The organism is Mucilaginibacter sp. AK015, assembly GCF_014200785.1.
Lineage (GTDB): Bacteria > Bacteroidota > Bacteroidia > Sphingobacteriales > Sphingobacteriaceae > Mucilaginibacter.
The window spans coordinates 1952736-1972689 of record NZ_JACHCV010000001.1; the positions used below are offsets into that span (position 1 = coordinate 1952736).

Annotated in this window: 16 protein-coding genes and 1 tRNA gene; 10 read left to right on the plus strand and 7 right to left on the minus strand. The window is 43.7% G+C overall.

What is annotated here, in order from left to right; genetic code table 11:
• The first annotated feature begins 295 nt into the window (after window positions 1-295).
• Window positions 296-5341, plus strand: a complete 5046-nt coding sequence (locus HDC91_RS08695) for a T9SS type A sorting domain-containing protein (protein WP_183550609.1) — start codon at window positions 296-298, stop codon at window positions 5339-5341.
• A gap of 12 nt (window positions 5342-5353) precedes the next feature.
• A complete protein-coding gene (locus HDC91_RS08700; protein ID WP_183550612.1) occupies window positions 5354-5581 on the plus strand; it encodes a hypothetical protein in 228 nt (75 codons plus the stop codon).
• Window positions 5582-5906: 325 nt separating this feature from the next.
• Here the strand turns inward: HDC91_RS08700 and HDC91_RS08705 are convergent, their stop codons facing one another.
• Together HDC91_RS08705 and HDC91_RS08710 are read right to left on the minus strand one after the other, a co-directional pair.
• On the minus strand, window positions 5907-6524 hold the full coding sequence (locus HDC91_RS08705; protein WP_162431235.1) for a DUF4136 domain-containing protein: 618 nt from the start codon (window positions 6522-6524) through the stop codon (window positions 5907-5909).
• Window positions 6525-6621: 97 nt separating this feature from the next.
• Window positions 6622-8271, minus strand: a complete 1650-nt coding sequence (locus HDC91_RS08710) for an NAD+ synthase (protein WP_183550615.1) — start codon at window positions 8269-8271, stop codon at window positions 6622-6624.
• A gap of 195 nt (window positions 8272-8466) precedes the next feature.
• Here HDC91_RS08710 and gldB point away from each other — a divergent pair, with 195 nt between their 5' ends.
• Window positions 8467-9462, plus strand: coding sequence for a gliding motility lipoprotein GldB (gldB, locus tag HDC91_RS08715; RefSeq protein WP_370576799.1), 996 nt, complete (start codon window positions 8467-8469; stop codon window positions 9460-9462).
• A 123-nt stretch (window positions 9463-9585) separates the two neighbouring features.
• On the opposite strand, the gene HDC91_RS08720 is transcribed toward gldB, so the two are convergent.
• Window positions 9586-9774, minus strand: a complete 189-nt coding sequence (locus HDC91_RS08720; protein ID WP_162431233.1) for a hypothetical protein — start codon at window positions 9772-9774, stop codon at window positions 9586-9588.
• Between the two features lie 54 nt (window positions 9775-9828).
• Window positions 9829-10842 carry an NAD(P)-dependent oxidoreductase gene (locus tag HDC91_RS08725; RefSeq protein WP_183550618.1) on the minus strand — a complete coding sequence of 338 codons (1014 nt, stop codon included), beginning with the start codon at window positions 10840-10842 and terminating at the stop codon, window positions 9829-9831.
• Between the two features lie 586 nt (window positions 10843-11428).
• Between HDC91_RS08725 and HDC91_RS08730 the strand changes: the two genes are divergently transcribed.
• The 7 genes from HDC91_RS08730 to HDC91_RS08760 all read left to right on the plus strand — a co-directional run bounded on the left by HDC91_RS08730 (window position 11429) and on the right by HDC91_RS08760 (window position 15895).
• A complete protein-coding gene (locus HDC91_RS08730; protein WP_183550621.1) occupies window positions 11429-11629 on the plus strand; it encodes a YtxH domain-containing protein in 201 nt (66 codons plus the stop codon).
• A gap of 158 nt (window positions 11630-11787) precedes the next feature.
• Window positions 11788-12162 (plus strand): hypothetical protein, encoded by a 375-nt coding sequence (locus HDC91_RS08735; RefSeq protein WP_183550624.1) that lies wholly within the window; start codon window positions 11788-11790, stop codon window positions 12160-12162.
• A gap of 679 nt (window positions 12163-12841) precedes the next feature.
• Window positions 12842-13639 carry a sensor histidine kinase gene (locus HDC91_RS08740; protein ID WP_183550627.1) on the plus strand — a complete coding sequence of 266 codons (798 nt, stop codon included), beginning with the start codon at window positions 12842-12844 and terminating at the stop codon, window positions 13637-13639.
• 6 nt (window positions 13640-13645) lie between these two features.
• Window positions 13646-14314 (plus strand): response regulator transcription factor, encoded by a 669-nt coding sequence (locus tag HDC91_RS08745; protein ID WP_162431228.1) that lies wholly within the window; start codon window positions 13646-13648, stop codon window positions 14312-14314.
• Between the two features lie 232 nt (window positions 14315-14546).
• A complete protein-coding gene (locus HDC91_RS08750; RefSeq protein ID WP_162431227.1) occupies window positions 14547-14807 on the plus strand; it encodes a hypothetical protein in 261 nt (86 codons plus the stop codon).
• A 485-nt stretch (window positions 14808-15292) separates the two neighbouring features.
• Window positions 15293-15366, plus strand: a tRNA-Ala gene (locus HDC91_RS08755).
• 19 nt (window positions 15367-15385) lie between these two features.
• Window positions 15386-15895, plus strand: a complete 510-nt coding sequence (locus HDC91_RS08760; protein WP_221262131.1) for a hypothetical protein — start codon at window positions 15386-15388, stop codon at window positions 15893-15895.
• A 181-nt stretch (window positions 15896-16076) separates the two neighbouring features.
• Here the strand turns inward: HDC91_RS08760 and HDC91_RS08765 are convergent, their stop codons facing one another.
• From HDC91_RS08765 to HDC91_RS08775, 3 genes are read right to left on the minus strand one after another with little or no spacing between them, the layout of a single operon-like run.
• Entirely contained in the window at window positions 16077-16925 is an 849-nt protein-coding gene (locus HDC91_RS08765) for a putative DNA-binding domain-containing protein (protein WP_183550630.1), read from the minus strand.
• A complete protein-coding gene (locus HDC91_RS08770; RefSeq protein WP_183550632.1) occupies window positions 16918-17838 on the minus strand; it encodes a DUF692 domain-containing protein in 921 nt (306 codons plus the stop codon). Before HDC91_RS08770 ends, HDC91_RS08765 begins: the two co-directional genes overlap by 8 nt.
• An 18-nt stretch (window positions 17839-17856) precedes the next feature.
• Window positions 17857-19947, minus strand: a complete 2091-nt coding sequence (locus tag HDC91_RS08775) for a ferritin-like domain-containing protein (RefSeq protein ID WP_183550635.1) — start codon at window positions 19945-19947, stop codon at window positions 17857-17859.
• Window positions 19948-19954 lie beyond the last annotated feature (7 nt).

Genomic DNA, 19954 nt, shown 5'->3' on the forward strand with positions numbered 1-19954 from the left:
CACAGGAACATTGCGCCATTCGTGCTAAAATTTCTCTTCAATTAATAAACATAAAGTTAAAATCAAAGACAATATTCCACAGTGTGGCTTTTTTTCCCCATTTTGTGGAATATTTACCCACTTTTACATTTTCCGAAACAGGATTTTTAGTTAAGGTTAAAAATCTTTTGTATTTATTTCATCGTAAATAGCCCTGATTGCCACATTACAGGTATTAAACGGCTTAAAACCCGGCGTTTGCATCATTTTTGCAATACGCGCGATATTGATAAATATTTACCCTTTTTAATTTAAATTGAAAGCACTCATATACAAATCGGCGTTAGTATCGTTTATATTCTTATGTTTTTTTGGGCTGAGTAGTAAAGGACAAACGGTAACGATTACCAGTGCTAACAGCGTAGCGACCAATGGGGTGAGTTCAAGCCCGATGGTAAATGGGCAAAAAGATGCTGTCGTATTAGGTTTTAAAGTTGCTGTATCGGGTGGAAGTGTTAACTTTAATCAATTTGTACTTACTGCCAATCAGGGGCTCGCTACTAATGGCAGGCTGTACCGGTCTACGGCGGGCAGCGTAAGCTTTTCAGGGGCAACGCAAATTGCAACACTTTCAGCGGGCTATTACATGGCTATCGGTGTAAATGAAACCATTACCAATAGCAGCTATACTTATTTTCTGGTGGTTGACATTAATGCCACCGGCGCATTGCCGGCTACAATTCAATTCAGTTTTGGTTCGGCCATCAGAAACAGCCCCTATACTTCTTACGGCAGTGGCTTCAATGGTATAAATTATACCGTTAATAATCCTACCCTTACTATTACGGATGCCAATGCTTCATCAAATGGGATAACACAAGGCGATGTGCTTCCCGGCCAAACAGGCGTTGTTTTGTTTGGGTTTGGCTTATCTGCCAATGCCAACGCAACAGTAAGCACGGTTAATATCAATACGTCAAGTACCCAAAGCTATCTGGCTTCATACTTAGGCAACGGAAAGCTGTACAGGTCTTCGTCGAGCACATTTTCCCTGCTCACTGCAACGCAGGTAAACCCGGCCACTGTATCATTCAGCACATATCAACATACACCTGGCGTAACCATATCCGGCATGTCTGAAGCAGTTACCACCACCACTGCATATTATTTTTTGGTTGCTGATTTTAACCAAACAGCCGGCACGCTGCCTTCAAACATCCAATTTAAGTTTCAAACGTCTCAAACCAACGCCCTTATATTAAGTAATGCTTCAAACATAACCGCCTCTTCAAATATTACCGGGGCTTCCTTTAAATTCACCAACCCAACCTACACTATAACCGACGCAAACAGCGGGGCAAACGGCATTACACAAGGCAATTTGGTACCAAGCGAAACCGGCATTGTATTATTCGGGTTCGGCGTAAGTACAAATGCGGCCGCCACAGTAACTGGCTTTAATTTAAACAATACGGGCACCAGCGTCCCTGCAAGTTATTTCAATAACGGAAAAATTTATCGTTCAACATCAAGCACCTTCTCTACGGGCACCGCAACACTCCTTAATACGGCCTCTGTTAGTTTCACATCGGGTTCAACACCGGGCCTCACTATTTCCGGCTTAAATGAAAGCTATACTGCAAACGCAGCACCGGTATATTACTTTATCGTTGGCGATTTTTATTCCGGCTATTATGGTACTGTGCCCGGCACAACACAGTTCAAATTCGCGACATCTACATCAAACTCCATCGTGCAAAGCAGCCCTATAAGCTCAAATGTTGCTGTTGCCAGCGATGTAAACGGCACAAATTTTTCGTTAGCACTGCCCAGTGTTACCATAACCGGCTATAACAGCGCCAGCAACGGCATAACCCAGGGCGCCTTAAGCTACGGCCAAACCGCCATTGTTTTATTTGGTTTTAAGGTTGATGTAACCGGCATTTTAACTATCAACCAAATTGATATACCAAGCAGTGTAAGCACCAACGCGTATTTTACACAAGGCAAGCTTTACCGGTCGGCCACGCCTTATTTTGCTGATGCTGTAAATACGGGCGCCTCGGTTAGCTTCCCGGGCACCAGTACAAGCATAACCGGTTTAAGCCAAAACCTAAACAGCTTTACCGGCAACGGCTCCTATTATTATTTCCTGGTGGCCGATTTTACCGCAAGCACAAGTTACAGCACAGGCACCTTACAATATAATTTTGTTAACGGAACAGCATCGTTAACCCAAAGTTCGCCATATAAACAATACACCAACTTAAGTACATCGAATGGTAACATTTTTACCATCGCAGCTACTTACGATTGGGTGGGCAGCAGCAGCACAAGCTTTACCGATGCCGGCAACTACCGTACCTTAAACGGTGGGGGCGGCGCAACGCCCGGTACAAACGATGTGGTACGTATTGGTGTAGTAGCTTATCAATACCCTTATAACCAGCCTACTGTCAGCGCATCTAAAACAATACGCGGCATCACCTTTGGCAATAATAATGCACCGGTTTTAACCATAAACACCACGCAAACGTTAACCCTAAGCAACGGCGTTACCGTAAATGCGTCGTCTACGGGCACTATTACCAGCAGCGGCACCGGAAAGCTGGCTATTTCAAGCGGGGCAACTTCTTCTGTAGCCTCGGGCGGTACATTACAGTTAACAGGCAGCGCGCAGTTAAATAATGCCGGCGATATGTCTGTTGCCGGGACCTTGACGGTAGCAGGCGCGACAACAAACTCGGGTACTATCACCAATACAGGCAGCAACGGTATAACCTTCTCGGCTGCCGTTACCAATACGGGTACTATCACACAGTCGGCCGCAGGTACTTTTACTACCTCGGGAACATTCACAAACAACTCGGGCGGCAGCTTAAACCTTGCGTCAGGTACAGGTACTTTTGCCGCTTTAACAAATAACGCGGGCGGTACTGTAACGTTAGGTACCGGAAATGTAACTTTTAGCGGCGCTGTTACTAACAACAGTACCTTTAATGCCGGTGCCGGCATTATGGATGTAACCGGAAACTTTACAAACACAGGGGCATTTACGGCAGGCAGCGGTAACATTAATTTCAACTCCACTACCTTCACTAACGATGTTGGCGGAACCTTTACCGGTGGTGCCGGTACCATCGTTTTCAAAAGGACAAACGTGCAAGCCATTAATAACAATGCTGCAACCGCGTTTACATTTAATGATGTAACCTTTAGCAATACAGGCGGCACCAACCGTATCAAAACATTAGGCGGTACGGGTGCCGGTTTCGGCGTTGCCAGTACCGGTAAGCTAACGCTGTCGGGTAAGGTAACATTAGCCACAGGCGGCGTGTTAACGCTAAAATCCGATACCAGCGGCTCGGCAACGGTTACCGAACTTCCGTCTGGTACAAGCATCACGGGTAACGTTAATGTTGAACGTTATATAACCGGCGGAAAATCATACAGCCGCGGGTACCGCTTATTGTCATCAGCGGTATCGGAGTCGAGCAGCCTTGCGGTTTGGCCTAACCTAAGCTATCCGAAAACCCAATCATGGATCACCGGCACATCTGGTAGCGGCGGATTTAGCAATTCGACGCCGGCTAATCCATCGATATATGCCTACCGCGAAAATCTTGTTCCGGCTTATACCTCGTTCATATCGGGTAACTTCCGGGGTATCAATAAGATCAACAACACGCCGGCATACAATATTAACCTGGATGGTGAAGTAAATACGTTTACGCTGCCGGCAGGTAATGGTATACTGTTTTTCTTCAGAGGAGGGCCGGCCACTACAAATCCAACCGACCCGCAATCTGTTGCGCAGCCTGCAACATTTACTTCTACAGGTTATTTAAACCAGGGCGCGATAACCGTTACGCACTGGACGAATGCCGGCGGTGCCGGAAAGTTATTATATACCGATTCTATAGCAAACACGGCGGTACGCGGTTATAACCTGGTGGGCAACCCGTACGCGAGCTCGATTGACTGGGATAAATTTGGTACAGCTGCTATATCAGGCACACATATCGATAGCACTATCCGCATATATAACCCCCGTTTAAAGGCTTATGCTACTTATATAGCGGGGCATGCGGGCGTGGGTACAAACTTTGATAACAGCGCGCTATCAAACGCGAATGTTATACCAAGCGGCCAGGCATTTTTTGTTAGGGCTACTGATAAAAACCCAACACTTACTTTTACCGAGGCAGCTAAGGTAAATACGCAATTAACTGCTTCGTCGGTATTGATGTCGGCCCCTAACCAGGCCGGCCAGTTAAATGCACAGCAATTGAGCAGGCAAACACTGATGGGCACCGCCGCGGCAACAACAGCCGCTGCCGCTACTATGGCAGCGCCCACTGTTACAAAGCCGCCGGTGCAGTATCTACGTTTACAGGTTATACAGGACGATAATAATAAAGAGGAATCGCTGGTGTTTTTTAAAAGCACTGCCAAACCAACCTTTGCCAAAAACGAAGATGCAGAATACCTGAAAGGAAATAACGTAATAAGCCTGTCAACCCGTTCGACAGATAATAAAGAGCTGGCAATTAACGAGTTGCCTTATCCTGCTAAATCGCTTACTATACCTTTAACCGTAAAAGTACCGGCAACAGGTATATACCAGCTTAACCTTAACGAACTGAAGAACGTACCGCAATTATATTCTATCTGGCTGATGGATAAATGGAGAAAGGATTCGTTAGACATCGGCACCAATAAAACGTATAATTTTAATGCTACACTGAGCGATACGGCTACATACGGTGCTAACCGCTTTGCGCTTGTGATACGCCAGAACCCCGATTACGCACTCACCCTTTTAAAGTTTTCGGCTTCGAAAGCCACATCAGGTGCCGAACTGAGCTGGACAACCGAAAATGAAAGCGATTACACCGGCTTTGTTGTAGAACGCAGCACCGATAATGGTAAAACATGGGAGGTAGTTAGCAGCCTTAAATCAACCGGCAACGGTGATTACACCCTGACAGACAGGTTCCCGGTAATAGGTAAAAACCAATATCGCTTAAAAACAACCGATTTAAACGGAGAGATCAGCTATTCGGAGATCAGGGAACTGATGTATTCCAAACAAGGGCAAAACATAGTGGTTAGCAATATCAATATATACCCTAACCCGGTTACTACCACCGTAAATGTGGCAATACTGCCACAGGAGGGCGCTACATCCTATACTATAACCGTAACCAGCGGCAACGGAAGCGTAGTAAGATCGGTTACGACAACAAATACCGTTTGGCAAAACAATGTGAACAACCTGTTGCCCGGCACTTATTTTGTTCAGGTGATAAACAACGGTAATAAAACTGTGGTAGGAAATGGTAAATTTGTAAAAAATTAACAAAGAGCGATTGTGATAAGATTGAGGAAAACACTGTTTGTTTTATTTTCGTTTTTACTTTTTAGTGTAACAGTTTTTGCACAGTGCGAGGATCCGGAACCGCCAAGCGACCCGGATGTACCGTACGAACCGCCTGCCTGCGATTTGCCGCTTGATACCTGGGTGTATGTTTTGCTGTTTGCCGCGGTTGCCTTTTACGCTTACCACTTGTATAAAAAACAAAAGGCGCTTAGTATTTAGTTAAAGCCCTGGGTTTAGTACGATAATGATTCAAAATATTTAAAAAGGGATGCAAAATTTGCATCCCTTTTTGTTTATAAGCTACCCTTATTATTTTGGCAAGTTTAACACCGCTTCTTAATAGGTTAATAACAGAGGGATAAGTATTATGAGCTGCAAAACCTGCCTACTGACAAGAATGTGTCCGTACTAAATAATTGATAATCAAGCGTTCACTAATGTTCACGATGTTCACATGGCGCGAACGTGAACATACCTGTATACCAAACAGTTATAATTTAAAAAGGGATGCAAGCTTGCATCCCTTTTTAATATGTGTTCCTTTTTAGGATTTGCGGGCGGGCGGAGCCAGTTCCAGTTGTTTCATTATTCCTTCAACAACTTTCGGGATATCGCGCATCGTTTGTTTGGGGTTATGCAATTCGCCAACGCCGTAACCGCGCCATACCACCTCCCTGGTTTTGCTGTCAATAAGGTCGATAATAATGGTACCTTCTTTATAATGCACCTTTTGTGCAAAGGTTGGGCCCCATCCGTAGCCATAATACGGGCGGTACCAGCCATAACCAAAATAAGGGCGATACCAGCCGTAACCCCATCCGCCGCCATAAAAACCACCGTAATATGGCGAATAAAACTCTGTTTTAGTGCCGCGGCCGGTTACGGTTAAATAACGTACCAACAGGTCGGGGTTTTGATTCTGGAAGGTTAATCCTTTAGCAACCAGGGCTTGTCTGGCGGCTTCCTGCACCTTGCCGCTGCCAATCTCATCAAGCGGCCGCCATTGCTTATTACGGGCTTTTTGCGGGGCTGCCCAGGCAAAGGTGCGATAAGCGGACAGGTTTGTTTTGTTTGCCGCAGCGGTATAGTAATTATAACTGCTGCAGGCCGATAGCAGCGATACAAAAGCTACTGTCAGCATTAAATAGATATATTTTCTCATTGCCTTACCATTAATTTTTAAGTCTTAGACTACTATAAACGCAAAGGTTTAATCGCTTTAACAGCAAATCAAAAAATAGTAGCCGCAATTTGGTGTCTTATGTTAAATATTTACCTACAATTGGCATGCGCCTCCCCATCCCAAATGCCTTTGGCGATACCCTTAAAATGGGCGGCGTTTGGTATCGTTTATGCTCGGCCAGGTTCACCAGCCTAAGCACCTTTCGCACTGTGGCTTCGTCAAAACCTTGCTTTATTATTTCTGCCGATGAGCAGCGCCGTTCAACATACTGCACCAAAATAGCATCCAATATATCATATTCCGGCAACGAGTCGGTGTCTTTTTGGTCGGGCCTTAATTCCGCGGATGGCGGCTTCACTATGGTATTTATGGGTATTATCTCCCGTTGGCGGTTCAGGTGGCGGGCCAGTTGAAAAACCTGCGTTTTAAACACATCGCCAATAACCGAAATACCACCGCACATGTCGCCGTAAAGCGTTCCGTAGCCTACCGCCGTTTCACTTTTGTTTGACGTATTAAGCAAAATGTATCCAAATTTGTTGCACATGGCCATCAGTAATACCGCCCGGCTGCGCGATTGTATATTCTCTTCGGCTATGTTAAACGGCAGGTTCGCAAATTGCGGATGCAGCGCGCTCTCAAATGCATCGGTGATTTTTTCGATAGCTATGGTCTCTGATTTACAACCCAGGTTTTTTACCAGGTCTTCAGCGTCCTTGAGCGAATGTTCGCTGGAGAACTTAGACGGCAGCAACACCGCTATTACATTTTCGGGGCCAAGCGCTTCGGCGGCTAATGCGCACACCACGGCCGAATCTATCCCCCCGGACAGGCCTAACGTAGCCTGTTTAAAGCCCGATTTGTAAAAGTAATCGCGTATGCCCAATACCAGGCCCTGGTGTATCTGTTCTATATCACTTTCGCGCGCGGCTTTCTGGGTGGTAGGATGTTCAAAGGTTATTTCTGCGTTGTCATGCAAAGTATAATAAGCTACGTTTTCGGTAAAGTAGGGCATTTCATCTACCGTTTTTCCCGTTTTATCAAACACTAACGATCCGCCGTCAAATATCAGTTCGGTTTGGGCACCTACATGGTTTACATAAAACAACGGCAGGTTGTAACGGCGGGCATTATCGCTTAAAATAGCAATGCGCTCCTCGTCATGGTTGTAGGCAAAAGGCGATGCCGCGATATTGATCATCACATCGGGGCTTTGCTTTATCAGCGTATCCATAGGGCGGGTAACATACAGCGGGTTCTCAATGGTGTTCCATAAGTCTTCGCATATGGTAAGCGCAATGCGTTTCCCTTTAAAATCTATACAATTAAAGGTAGTGGATGGCTCAAAGTAGCGATACTCGTCAAAAATATCGTAGTTAGGCAAAAGCGCTTTATTTACAATGGCTTTAACTTCGCCGTTCTCTATAAAATAGGCCGAGTTATTCAGGTCCTTACCTTCGGGGTTATGATTTGGTGTGGGCAGGCCTATTATACAGGCAATGCCGATACATTCGCCGGCAATTTTTCTTGCAGCTGCGTCGCACAAGCTTATAAACTCGTTAAATTCTAAAAAATCGCGCGCGGGGTAACCACATATACATAACTCGGAAAAAACGATCAGGTCTGCGCTGTTTTGCTTTGCCTGGCGAATGGCGTTAATGATCTTGTCAGTGTTAGATTCAAAGTTACCTATATGGTAATTAAGCTGAGCTAATGCTATTTTCATGACTTATATTTGACTAGTATGCAGTTTAACAGCGAGAGTTTAACCTGGTTATTTTAACAAGGTAACAATTCAATAATACTTCTTAACTCGCCATAAACGCCTTAATGCAAATAAAAAAATTATTTTTGCTAAAACGCCATTATGATGTCTTATTCGTGTAAAACAATACTTATTTGCATAAGTTTTTCACTTTGCGTGGTTTTTACCGCATGTAACCGCAACAAAAAGATTGATGTAAGCAATATCCCGGTAGACGTAAAAATTGAGCGCTTTGATCTTGACTTTGACGCCATGCGTAATAATCCCATGGCGCAGCAGGCGGCATTTCTCCAAAAAAAGTACGGCAATTTTTACCAGGACTTTATTGAACGTATTTTAAAAATAGGGACCGTGCGCGATACCGCTTATTTTAAAACCCTAAGAGCCATCTTTGCCAGTAAATCATACATGGATTTAAAACATGATGTTGATGCCGTTTACGCAAATACTAAAAAGCAAAATGCCGAGCTTACGGATGCCTTTCGCAGGTTAAAATATTACTATCCGCAAAAAAAAATGCCCAGGGTATACGCGTATTGGTCTGGATTTCAAGCGCAAACTTCTATTGGCGATGACTATTTTGCCATTGGGCTAGACCTTTTTCTGGGTGCCGATTCCAGGTTTTATCCTGCCCTGGTTGAAAGTTTTCCGCACTACATATCCCGCAGGTTTACACCAGATAACATTGCACCCCGCGTAATTGAAGGTATGGCCCGTGAAGATATGTTCCCCGAAAACCCGGAGGATAAGTCGTTATTGGCAAAAATGGTGTACAATGGTAAGATCTTGTACTTTATGGACCAAACCCTGCCTGATGCGCCCGACTCCACAAAAATTGGTTATACGGCAAAGCAGTTAAAATGGTGTGAAGATTTTAAGGCCAATATTTGGGGCTTCTTTTTAGAAGAGAACCTGTTGTACGAAACTGATTATCAAAAAATACAAAAATACCTGGGCGAGGCGCCCTTTACACCCGGCCTTGGCGATAAAAACGATTCGGCGCCAAAACTTGCGGTGTGGACAGGCTGGCAAATTGTACGGCAATACATGGAGAAGCACCCCGAGGTTACCCTGCAACAGCTAATGAACATTCGCGATGCCCAGAAAATACTGAACGAATCTAAATACCGGCCAAAAAATGCAGCAGAATAGAAACGCGATACCTTAAACCCGGGTTATAGATTATGCAGACGCGAGGGATCGCGCCTTTAAAAGTGAATGCATAAAAAAAGCGCCTCCAAAACTGGGGCGCTTTCATTATATTGTTTAATTAACTTACTTCAGTATCCGAAAAACAGCTCTCAGGGCAAGTATTATACCTAAAATAAATATCACGTTGGCTATTGCATCTGCATACTTAAAACTGGCAAAACGTAAGTATATACCTGTAATACCGATAAGGATAGCGATAACTAAAAATTTATAGTGACCCTCTGCGTTAGCTTTTTGCGTTGATGATTCCATTTTTACTTTATTTGGCACAAAAATATAAATGTTTACCAAAATGCGCTAATGTTTTTACGAATTAATCGCCTTTTGTTTCTTGCTCCAGCCTTGGGGCAGGTTCTCTTCTATCTCTATATTTTCAAACTCCGCACTGGCCCTCGATCCTACTACCTTCGCCCACGCGGCCATTTTAGCGATACCCTCTTCAAGGCTTACGTTTTTGCTGTTGCCAAATACGCCGGCCGCCTTTGAATGGTCGCTGTGCGCATGCATAACTTCTTTACGGGCTTCCAGATGGGTAACTTTTGGCTGCACGCCCAGTTCTTTGGCCACCACCTGCACCAGTTCGTTAACCGTATACGGTTTATCGGCGCCTACGTTAAATACCTGGTTATAAGCCGCGGGCACATTTACGCAATTTGCAATATGCGGCGCAACGTCATCAATATAGCTAAACGCACGGGTTTGTTCGCCGTCGCCAAAAATTGTCATTGGCTTTTCCTGCATTATCTGGTTCATGAATATGCCGATAACGTTGCGATACTTATCTCCTATGTTTTGGTTTTCGCCGTACACATTATGCGGGCGGAAAATAACCGAGTTAAGGCCAAACATATGATGTGCCGCTTTTAAATCCATTTCTACCGCGTATTTTGCCACACCGTACGGGTCTTCGGGCTGTGGTACCATGCTTTCTAACATGGGCAGCTGACCGGCGCCATAAACGGCTATAGACGAGGTAAACACAAAGCACTTTACCTTATACAATACCGCCAGGTTTATCAGATTTACCGAGCCGATAAGGTTGTTGTTATAGTTGAACCGACGGATAAAATGCGACAAGCCCTCGGCAGCGTAAGCCGCCAGATGATATACATAATCAAACTTATGTTCGGCAAACAAATCTTCCAGAAGAGCTACATCATTGATCGATCCGAGCACAAATTCTGCACCTGCGGGCACGTGGTCTTCAAAACCACCGCTCAGGTCATCTAAAACTATAACTTTATGCCCCAGGTTTAAACAATGCTTTGCTACGTGCGAACCAATAAAGCCGGCCCCGCCGGTTACCAATGATGTGATCATGTTATATAAATCTTGTTGAGTTAAAAGTATTATAATATAGTTGTACCAATACCCTAATTTAAGCATTAAATAGCATATAAGATGCTATTTAGTACCTTTTGTTGTAGATATTCAGCTACTGCTTGCAAAAACCAGGCCGCGTGGGGTATCTGTTGTTTTGTGCACCTCCATTAATTGCCTTTAGTTTCGGTTTTGAAATTGATGCCTGAACTGTCGACGCGCCTGGATATACCTGTAACGCCGTTACAAATGACGCCACGTTGACTTGCATGTCTGAAACCGGATACCATATAGGGCACATAATTTTTTACCAAAACAATAATAAAAGCAATGGTTACAGGGAGCGTACCGACGTTTTATATGAAAATACCTGTGCAGCATACGCACCAGGTGTTGACTTAATTCCCCATACATAACGCTATTAAGCCGTGCAGCTATAAAAAAATTGTGGTTGGCGAGTGCGCATAGCAGACTTTTCAACATTCCGCCTGCCACGCCGCCTGGTTTATTGATTGTAACAAATAATGCTATTTGGCATCATACTTGCATCTGTAGCTACATAACATTTACTTAAAATAAAACAATCATGGGCTTATTAAAATTTATAGCAGTTGGCGCGGCCATTGGGTACGGAATAAATTATATTACCAAAAAAGGCCCTAACGGCCGGTCGATCCTTGATGATATTACCGAGGAGGCACCTGAATGGTTTAACAAGGCCAAAACGTACGCCACCGAGAAAGTTGAACAGGCGGCGCAACAGGCGCGACCCGGCGGAGGTTATTAGTATTTAACTAATAGTAAAAAGCATTTTGGTGCATAAAAGCCCTTACAATAACTGTAAGGGCTTTTTGCATTTTTAAAACTTATATTTACGGTGCTGTATAAATCGGCACATTACTAATATTATTTAAACTCAATTACTTAACCCTTAACATTAAAACTATGCCAGTCAATTATCCAGACGGAACGATCCCAGTTTCCACCGCAAAAGAGTGGGCCGCAAACTGGCGCACGTTTATCAGTAACAACAATCCGGCTTTTGTAACCAGGTCGTTTCTGATACCTATTTGCGATTTTCAAAACATAATACTGTACAACCCGGAGGCTGAGGCCGTAAAAGCGTTTATCGGACTGACAGACCCGGCTGATGCAGAAAGCGCACAACTTATGCTGGTGCCTGTTTCAGCTGGCGAAGAATTGCTTACTTTGCCGCTGGTTGGCGGCGGGGCTGGCGATACGCAAAGTAACGTGTACGATGTAACCACTGCCTGCCCGCCTACTTGTGTTACATCGCCCGGAGATACGTTAGATTCATAAATTTTGTATTTATTTTAATATGCTTATAAGCTTCCATATATTTAAGGCTTATAAGCATATTAATGTTATACCTGTTTTATGTAATGTACTTTGTACCGGCTACTATTCTAATACCGGTTTTAATAGCCTTAAAAAACTATAAGGCTTTAACCAAACCTTTAAAGGTCATTTTTTGGTTCCTGATACTATCTGGATTATCTAACCTTGTCAATTTAATATTAATAGCTTTTCATCATTTCACAGCCCATTTACTCAGCATATACACTATTATCGAATTTTTTTTCCTTTCGTTGTTTTACAGTTGTTTCTCTGCAAAAAAATATCAGAATATGATGTATGTCGCGATTGCCGTATTTACCATCTTATGTATCGTTAATTTTCTTTTTATTCAAAATAAAATTGAGTTTAACACTTATACACGGCCTGTTGGGGCTATTATACTTATCATATACAGTTTACTATATATATCAAAACAAAATAACGAAGAAGGGAACTGGGGCGACAATATGTACAACTGGATAAACGCCGGGATACTTATATATCTTGCAAGTTGTTTGTTCATGTTCATATTTTCAAATTATTTGCTAAATGCAGGGCAGCATGTTAACCAAGTTGTTTGGAGTGTGCACGATACTATACTGATTTTGGAATATGTTTTATTTGCCGTAGGATTTTATAAATGCAAAACACAACCGATAACATCTACATATTAGTAATATTAGGAATGACCGGGACCTTTCTGCTGGTCGTGTCGTTCATATTCTTTTCCGTGCGCAATCAAAACCGGCTGTTAAAACAGCGTCAAAAATTTCAGCAAGCCCAGATAGAGCATCAAAAAGAACTGCTAAAGGCCATTATTGAATCGCAGGAAGCCGAGCGCAAGCGTATTGGGCAGGACCTGCATGACGATGTAGGCACCACCATATCGGGCTTACGGCTGCTGATAGAAATGTTTAAACCGGCAGGCGGCGAAGACAAGGCTTACCAGGATTTTACCCAATCTACCAAAACCATTATCGATAAAATAGTTAAGGACGTGCGCAATATTTCGCATAACCTATCGCCAACTACCTTGCGGTATTACGGGCTGGCCGCGGCCGTAACAGAGCATTGCACCATTATCAATCAATCGGGCAAACTGGAGATCGCACTTACAAATAATGCCGAACAGGTGCTTGGGCAATTGCCGCTATCTGTTTCTACAGCATTTTACCGGGTTTTAGAAGAGTTGTTAAATAATACCATTAAACACTCGGGCGCGGACAAGGCAACTATTGATCTTAACGTTGCGGATAACAAATTATACATTGATTACGCCGACAACGGGAAGGGCGTACCCGCAGATGCCGCGCTGATAAAAACAGGTATGGGTATGCAAAATATCGAAAGCCGCCTGCTAAATATCAACGCCACTTATAACATTATGCCATATTCAGGAAAAGGTTTCAATGTTAAAATTGAATATCCTTTACCCTAAACCGCTATGCAAGAAATTAATATCGCGATAGTTGATGATCAAAACCTTTTCAGGCAAAGCCTGGCCTTGTTGGTCAATTCTGTAGAGAATTTTAGGTTATTGGCAGAATGTGTAAGCGGACAGGCTTTTATTGATACATTAAAAAAGTTTAATATCCAGATTGATATTGCCATTATAGATATGGACATGCCGGGCATAAACGGCATTGAGCTAAATAAGTATCTGCATACAAATTACCCGGACATTAAAGTAATTATATTAACGGTGCATGCAAATGAAATGCTGATAACGCAAATGATCAACGCGGGCGCGGCATCATACCTGGTAAAAAACTGCGATAAGGACGAATTACTGCTAACCGTTAATACCGTATATAAAAGCGGCTTTTACTTTAATAAGCATGTGCAAAAAGCGTTACGTAACAGTGCCAATCATCGCCAGGCTATGCAGGATGCATTAAACGGATTGCCGGTAACGTTAACCAAACGCGAGATACAGGTGCTAAAGTTGATATGCAAGGAACTCAACAACGTTGAAATTGCTGCGGAGCTTTTTTTAAGCGTGCGCACCATAGAGGGGCACCGCAACAGCCTGATCAATAAAATTAAATGCCGTAATACTGCCGGTTTGGTTCTTTTTGCCCTTAAATACCGCCTTGTTGACGCCCCACTGTAAAACCACGTATAACTACGTGATTTTAAAATCGAGTAGTTATACGGTATATCTCCTCCACAGATATTTTTAATTAAAGTTTTAATCAATATACAAACATATTGCATAATAATTTCGTAAAAGCAATAATATTTAATTATTGAACAATATTAGCTATCGTATCGGGCTTGTGCTATATAAAGCATAATAAACAAAAAGGTATATTTACGCTAATTACCCTTCTGAGTATTGCAGTATGGATATAATATTTATTAGTAATCAAATCAAATACGATATTTTAAGTATCTGCGGATTGCCGGTAGACCATTGTTATAACCTGCTTACAAACACTCCGCTTAAATCAATTGGCTATGATAAAGACGAAGAGCTTTGCAGGAAACTTGAAGAAAAGCTGCGTGTAATTGCGAATGAGTACCAGACAGGTAAAAGAGTTGCAGATGGCGCTGTATCACAAAACCTTACCGTGCGCCAGTGTATACAATTAGTTATTGCTTAAAATACCTTACCTATACCTAATCACGCGAGCGGCGGTTACCCGGGTAAACGCCGCTTTTTTATAACGCCCTTATTAATGATCGCACGGTATCAATACGTATATCCCTCATAATTATAGCGTTTGCAATTTTTTAGCCGTCTAACAAACATTTATACATTTTTTTAATGGTAATTTAAACAGTTGTTAATATATTTGCGCTATCATTGCGAATGCGGTAATTTAATAGGAATATCTGTTAAAATGTTACAAATAAATTACAAATTAAATTTTCGCAATTAAAAACTTAGTGTTACTTTTACACTATTAAAAATAACAAACAAGTCTTCTCATAATTTAGGTTTATAATTGGTTAGTAAAGGCCCCTGCCCATCAGGGGCTTTACTTTTTTACATCTTTTTTCAACCTGATAATAAAAATTGCCACAAGTATTTGTCATTTCACAAAATTTGTTACTTTTGCCGTCCCTACGGGACCAATACTACTACGGGGGATTAGCTCAGCTGGCTAGAGCGCTTGCATGGCATGCAAGAGGTCATCGGTTCGACTCCGATATTCTCCACTTTGACTAACAGGCACTTATGAACACCATAAGTGCCTGTTTTTTTTTGATGACCAAACCTATGGCCTATAAGTATATATCATTCAGTATTGCTATAACATTCATTTCTTTTATTGTCGGGATGGTCATTAATGCCATTCTGAAAAAGACATCACTTTACAATAAATTATCCGACTTAAATTTTATAAAAAACGACAAATGGAATAAATGGGTCGGTGTGGGCATTGTCAGGTGGATCGTACTGAACACACCATTTAAGTTCCTCAATCAAAAACTGAAAGCAACTGAAAGAACCGGGTTGCGCAAGCTGAGGGACGAGATGACAAGTTCAGAGATAGACCATTTAATAGGCTTTATTTTTGTGGCGATTTTTGCTTTGTTGAAATTCTATAAATCCGAATGGCTATTCGGAATAACCATTATGATGGTAAATGCAGTGATGAATTTATATCCATCTTTATTGCAACAACAAAATAAGAGAAAGATTGACAGAGTATTGAAATACTTCGGCGACCAAACTGCGCGATAAAGTCGATTTGAACTTCACCCATTTACCAACGCGATGCAATTGCCATTGGTGCCATTGCAAAACCCTTTTTTATGAAACCGCGATTTACAGTTTCGAATCTATCTTCGTGATTAGCGTCAGTTGCTAAATTGCTTTTTGAACAGACAATTACTTTAACGTTTATCCGCTCACCATTCAAAAGTTAATCCACCACTTCTATGAACCCGCATTTACAGAAGTATGGCACCCACAGGCAGGCGTCGGCCATCAGGTCGGATGTTGGCACCCTCTGGCTTACGCTCACGGCGCTTATGGCTTCGTAAAAGGTAGTATGGTTGCGGCATTCATCCAATAAGCGGTATTGTGTTTCAGTTATCTCTTCTAAAACAATATGATAATTTTTTCGGCTGACGGCCATAAAAGTTTTTTGCGGTGGCGGAAGTTCGTATGCTTCGTCACGATAAACTGCCTCAAAAAAAGCTTTCATCGGGAACTCGAGTTCTAATAATTGCAGGCACCCGGGCACGCTGACGTTGAATGTACCGAAAAGCGTGCCCTGCAGATCAACCTGGTTTTTATTGGTTGCGTTGTCCTCGGTACCCGGCGCGCGCATGGCTACCTGCCGCGCCCGTTCTACCCGCGCCAAAGCAGCCGGGATATCATAGCAGCTTCCGTCTTCACCTTCGGGGAATTGTGGTTTGGTTTTATCCAAAAAATCAGGAAAGTATTTCCCAAGGTCATATAATGTGAACGATGTTGACGGATGATACATCAGGTATGCCTTCGCGAACTGATCAAATAATTCATCACCCATAAACTTTTTACTGATGGCATAGTCGGCATACATGCAATCCAGCAGCCTGAGCATATACCCCGAACTATAAACATTTAACCGCGCATGCACCGATGCTTCCCCCTCTTCGGCCACCACATCGCCTTCGTGCAACCGGTAAAGCCTGTTTGCCAGCCCAATTTTTTGCGTAAGGTACCCGGGCGCCATCACAATCGTGCGCAGCCAGTTTTGCAGTAAAGCGGTATCCTGTTTAACCATTTGATGCTTGTAATTGAAAATTGACAGGGTTTGATACCGGCATATCCGGCGTTTGATGAATAGCCGTTTGGGGGATATTTCCTTTTAACACTTCGCGTGCCTTAAAAAGTTCATCCAGTAATTCGGGGTATTCGGGTATCTGTGCATCCCACTCCAGTAAGGTGCTTACGCCGCCGGTAAGGGTTTGCGCTTGTGCATATAGCCCCCAAACCTCTGATGGTACAGGCTGGTCGTGGGTATCTACCAGTAAAGCGCCGCAATCAGTAGGGCCGGCAATGTGCATTTGTACAATATGTTCATGCGGCAGGCTGTTAATGTAATTTACCGCGTCGTAGCCGTGGTTATGCGCCGATACAAAAACATTGTTTACATCAAGCAGCAAACCGCAACCTGTTTGTTTAGCCAGGGCAGACAGAAATTCCCACTCGGGCATGGTCGATGCCTTAAATTGCAGGTAAGTTGAGGGGTTTTCCAATATCAGCGGGCGCTGCAGGTAATCCTGTATCCTTAGCACACGATCGGCTACATGCGCAAGGCTTTCTTCGGTCATGGGCATGGGCAGCAAATCGTGCGTGTTGGTATAGGCAACGCCTGTCCAGCAAAGGTGATCTGATATCCATTCGGGTTCAATTTTTACGGCCAATTCCTTCAGTTTTTGCAGGTAGGTATAATTGATTGGATCGGTACTGCCGACAGATAATGATACCCCATGCATTACCACCGGCACCTGCTTGCGCACATGCATTAAAACGTGGGTAGCAAAGCCGTGGTCATCCATAAAGTTTTCGCTGATGATCTCGAACCAGTCTACCCCCACCGGGTTTCGGAGCAGGTAATTAAAATGTTTGTTACGTAAACCCACGCCAAGGCCCAAATTTGGCAGGCCCAGGCGTGGCGTAGTTTTTATGCTCATATGCAGCAATATTATTTTTTAGGTTGAAGGCGGCAACGCTATACGAATATCGCTTGGTTTAGGCTTATCCCCAACGGTTACGCCTCGTTTTTTCATTACTTCGGCGTAAGTGCTCCATGCTACATCATATACCAGATCGCCTTTGGCGTAATTAAAAGTCCCTAAGGCGTCGGGTGTATACGTTGGTGCCGGCCCAAAATTGTACATCTGCATTTCATAAGCAGTTTTTTCAGGCAGGTCCGGATACATTTGCGATGCTGATATCGGCACAGCGCATCCGCCTAACGCCCCACAGGCATTATCAGACGGCGGACTGAACGGCGGCGGATTTTCAGCGGTAGAACCTCCGCAGCCACTGCCGCCGCTACCGGCCGAATGTACAAAGCCGCAGCCCCCTTCGCCTTTGCACTCGTTGGAGCCCTTGCAGGTATGGAACATACCCACTTGCGCGCAACTTGCCGGGTCTTCCCGGAAGCTTTCATCCAGGTTGAGTCCCTGGCAGGCATGATATATATGGTTTTTACGATCTATTGGTGGGGCGCCTTCAGGGGTAATGCCTAAAGCTATATTTGGTATTTTACCGAATATAGCCCAGCAAATAGACATCCTGTCGCCCGAGCCTCCCATTGACGGGTATGGGAAGGCGGTTTTTGGGTTCTGGAAATAATCGTTCAATACGCGGGTAACACCTGCAATTGCACCTGTTGATGCCCGGCTAAATAATTCATAATTTTTGCCCTCAGCATCGTTCAGTTTCAAATTATTCAGCGCCTGCGCTATCTCGTCTGATTTTGGCAATTTCGGATACAGGTCCGGATTATATGCGGCCGTTTGCAGCAGTTCCGCCGTCCATTTATTACCCTTTGCATGCCATTGGTCCCAGGTCTCGATCTCGCCGCTTTGTATAAGCTTTTGCACATACTGAAAGGTTTCAAAGTGGTCCATGCCGCCAAAGTGCCCGCGGGCTTCGGCCTTTGCCGAATCTATCTGCTCGCCTGTGGCGTTATACGACGGGTATTTGTTACGCAACACCGGGCAGCTTGGCCTGAACTGATCTTTAACCGATTTTAAGGTTAACGGCGTTTGCAGCATACGGGCTTTGCTTACGCGAAGTAATATCTCTTCAATAACACCGCCGCCTTCGCCCTGATCTGTGATACCGTTTATCATGTTCAGCACATCCCATTGCGCCTTCAGCACTTCGGTATGTTCAATGCTGGTAGGCATCAACGGATATTCATCGGCAGGCCAGTCTTCTGGTTTTTTTGTATCATAATCTGGATCAAGCCTGCCCGGGTTAAATACTTCACGTTGTACAGCTGTTTTTATGAATTGATTACTGCCGCTTTTGGTAGATTTTTCCCTGGCTTTATCTAAGCCTTTTTTGAAAACGATATCCCATAGGGTAACGCCATCGGTATACCGGATAGACAGATAGTTCCATATTTGCTTGTACATGTTGCCTATCGATCCAAATGGCGGTAAAGGCTGGCCTTCCTGCCAGTTATCGTAGGGCGCAACCTCTTTGTATATGTGTTTTCTATCCGGTTCAAAATCTTTCATGGCGTCCTTCTCAGTTTGCTCAATAGCCAAAAATAGCTGGCACTGGTCGGCATCCATCGGCCCCAGTTTTACCTTCACATTTTTGTTTTTAACGGTATCTTTAAAATCAAGGATACCGGGCAGGACCGATGAATTTGGCGAGTAGCATTTCCAGGCGAACGTTTTCTCGTCCTGCAAAGGCTCGCAAGTAAATTTAGGTTCGTAGCCAACAACATTGGCAATGTTCGAGATGATCTGCAGGTGAAGCATTTCGGCCACAAATACGCTAAATACAGCGTTAAAAGCGTTTTCATTAGCGGTTTTTGGATGCGCGGATGCTGCCATGCCCGGCCATGTGCGGCCTTCATAAAAGTTGCTTCCCTTGCTGTTTATCTCGTGCATTCCCTTTAACGAGTAAAGCGAGGTCATGTACAGGGGGATGGTGAATAACTCGACATTTACGGCCGATTGCACAAGCGCGTGCAAGGCCTTTTCGTCGATGTCTTTTTTTGATACCGGTCGGTTCTTCAACCGGTCATCGTCAGTAAACAAAAGTGTTGGTTCCATTTTAATA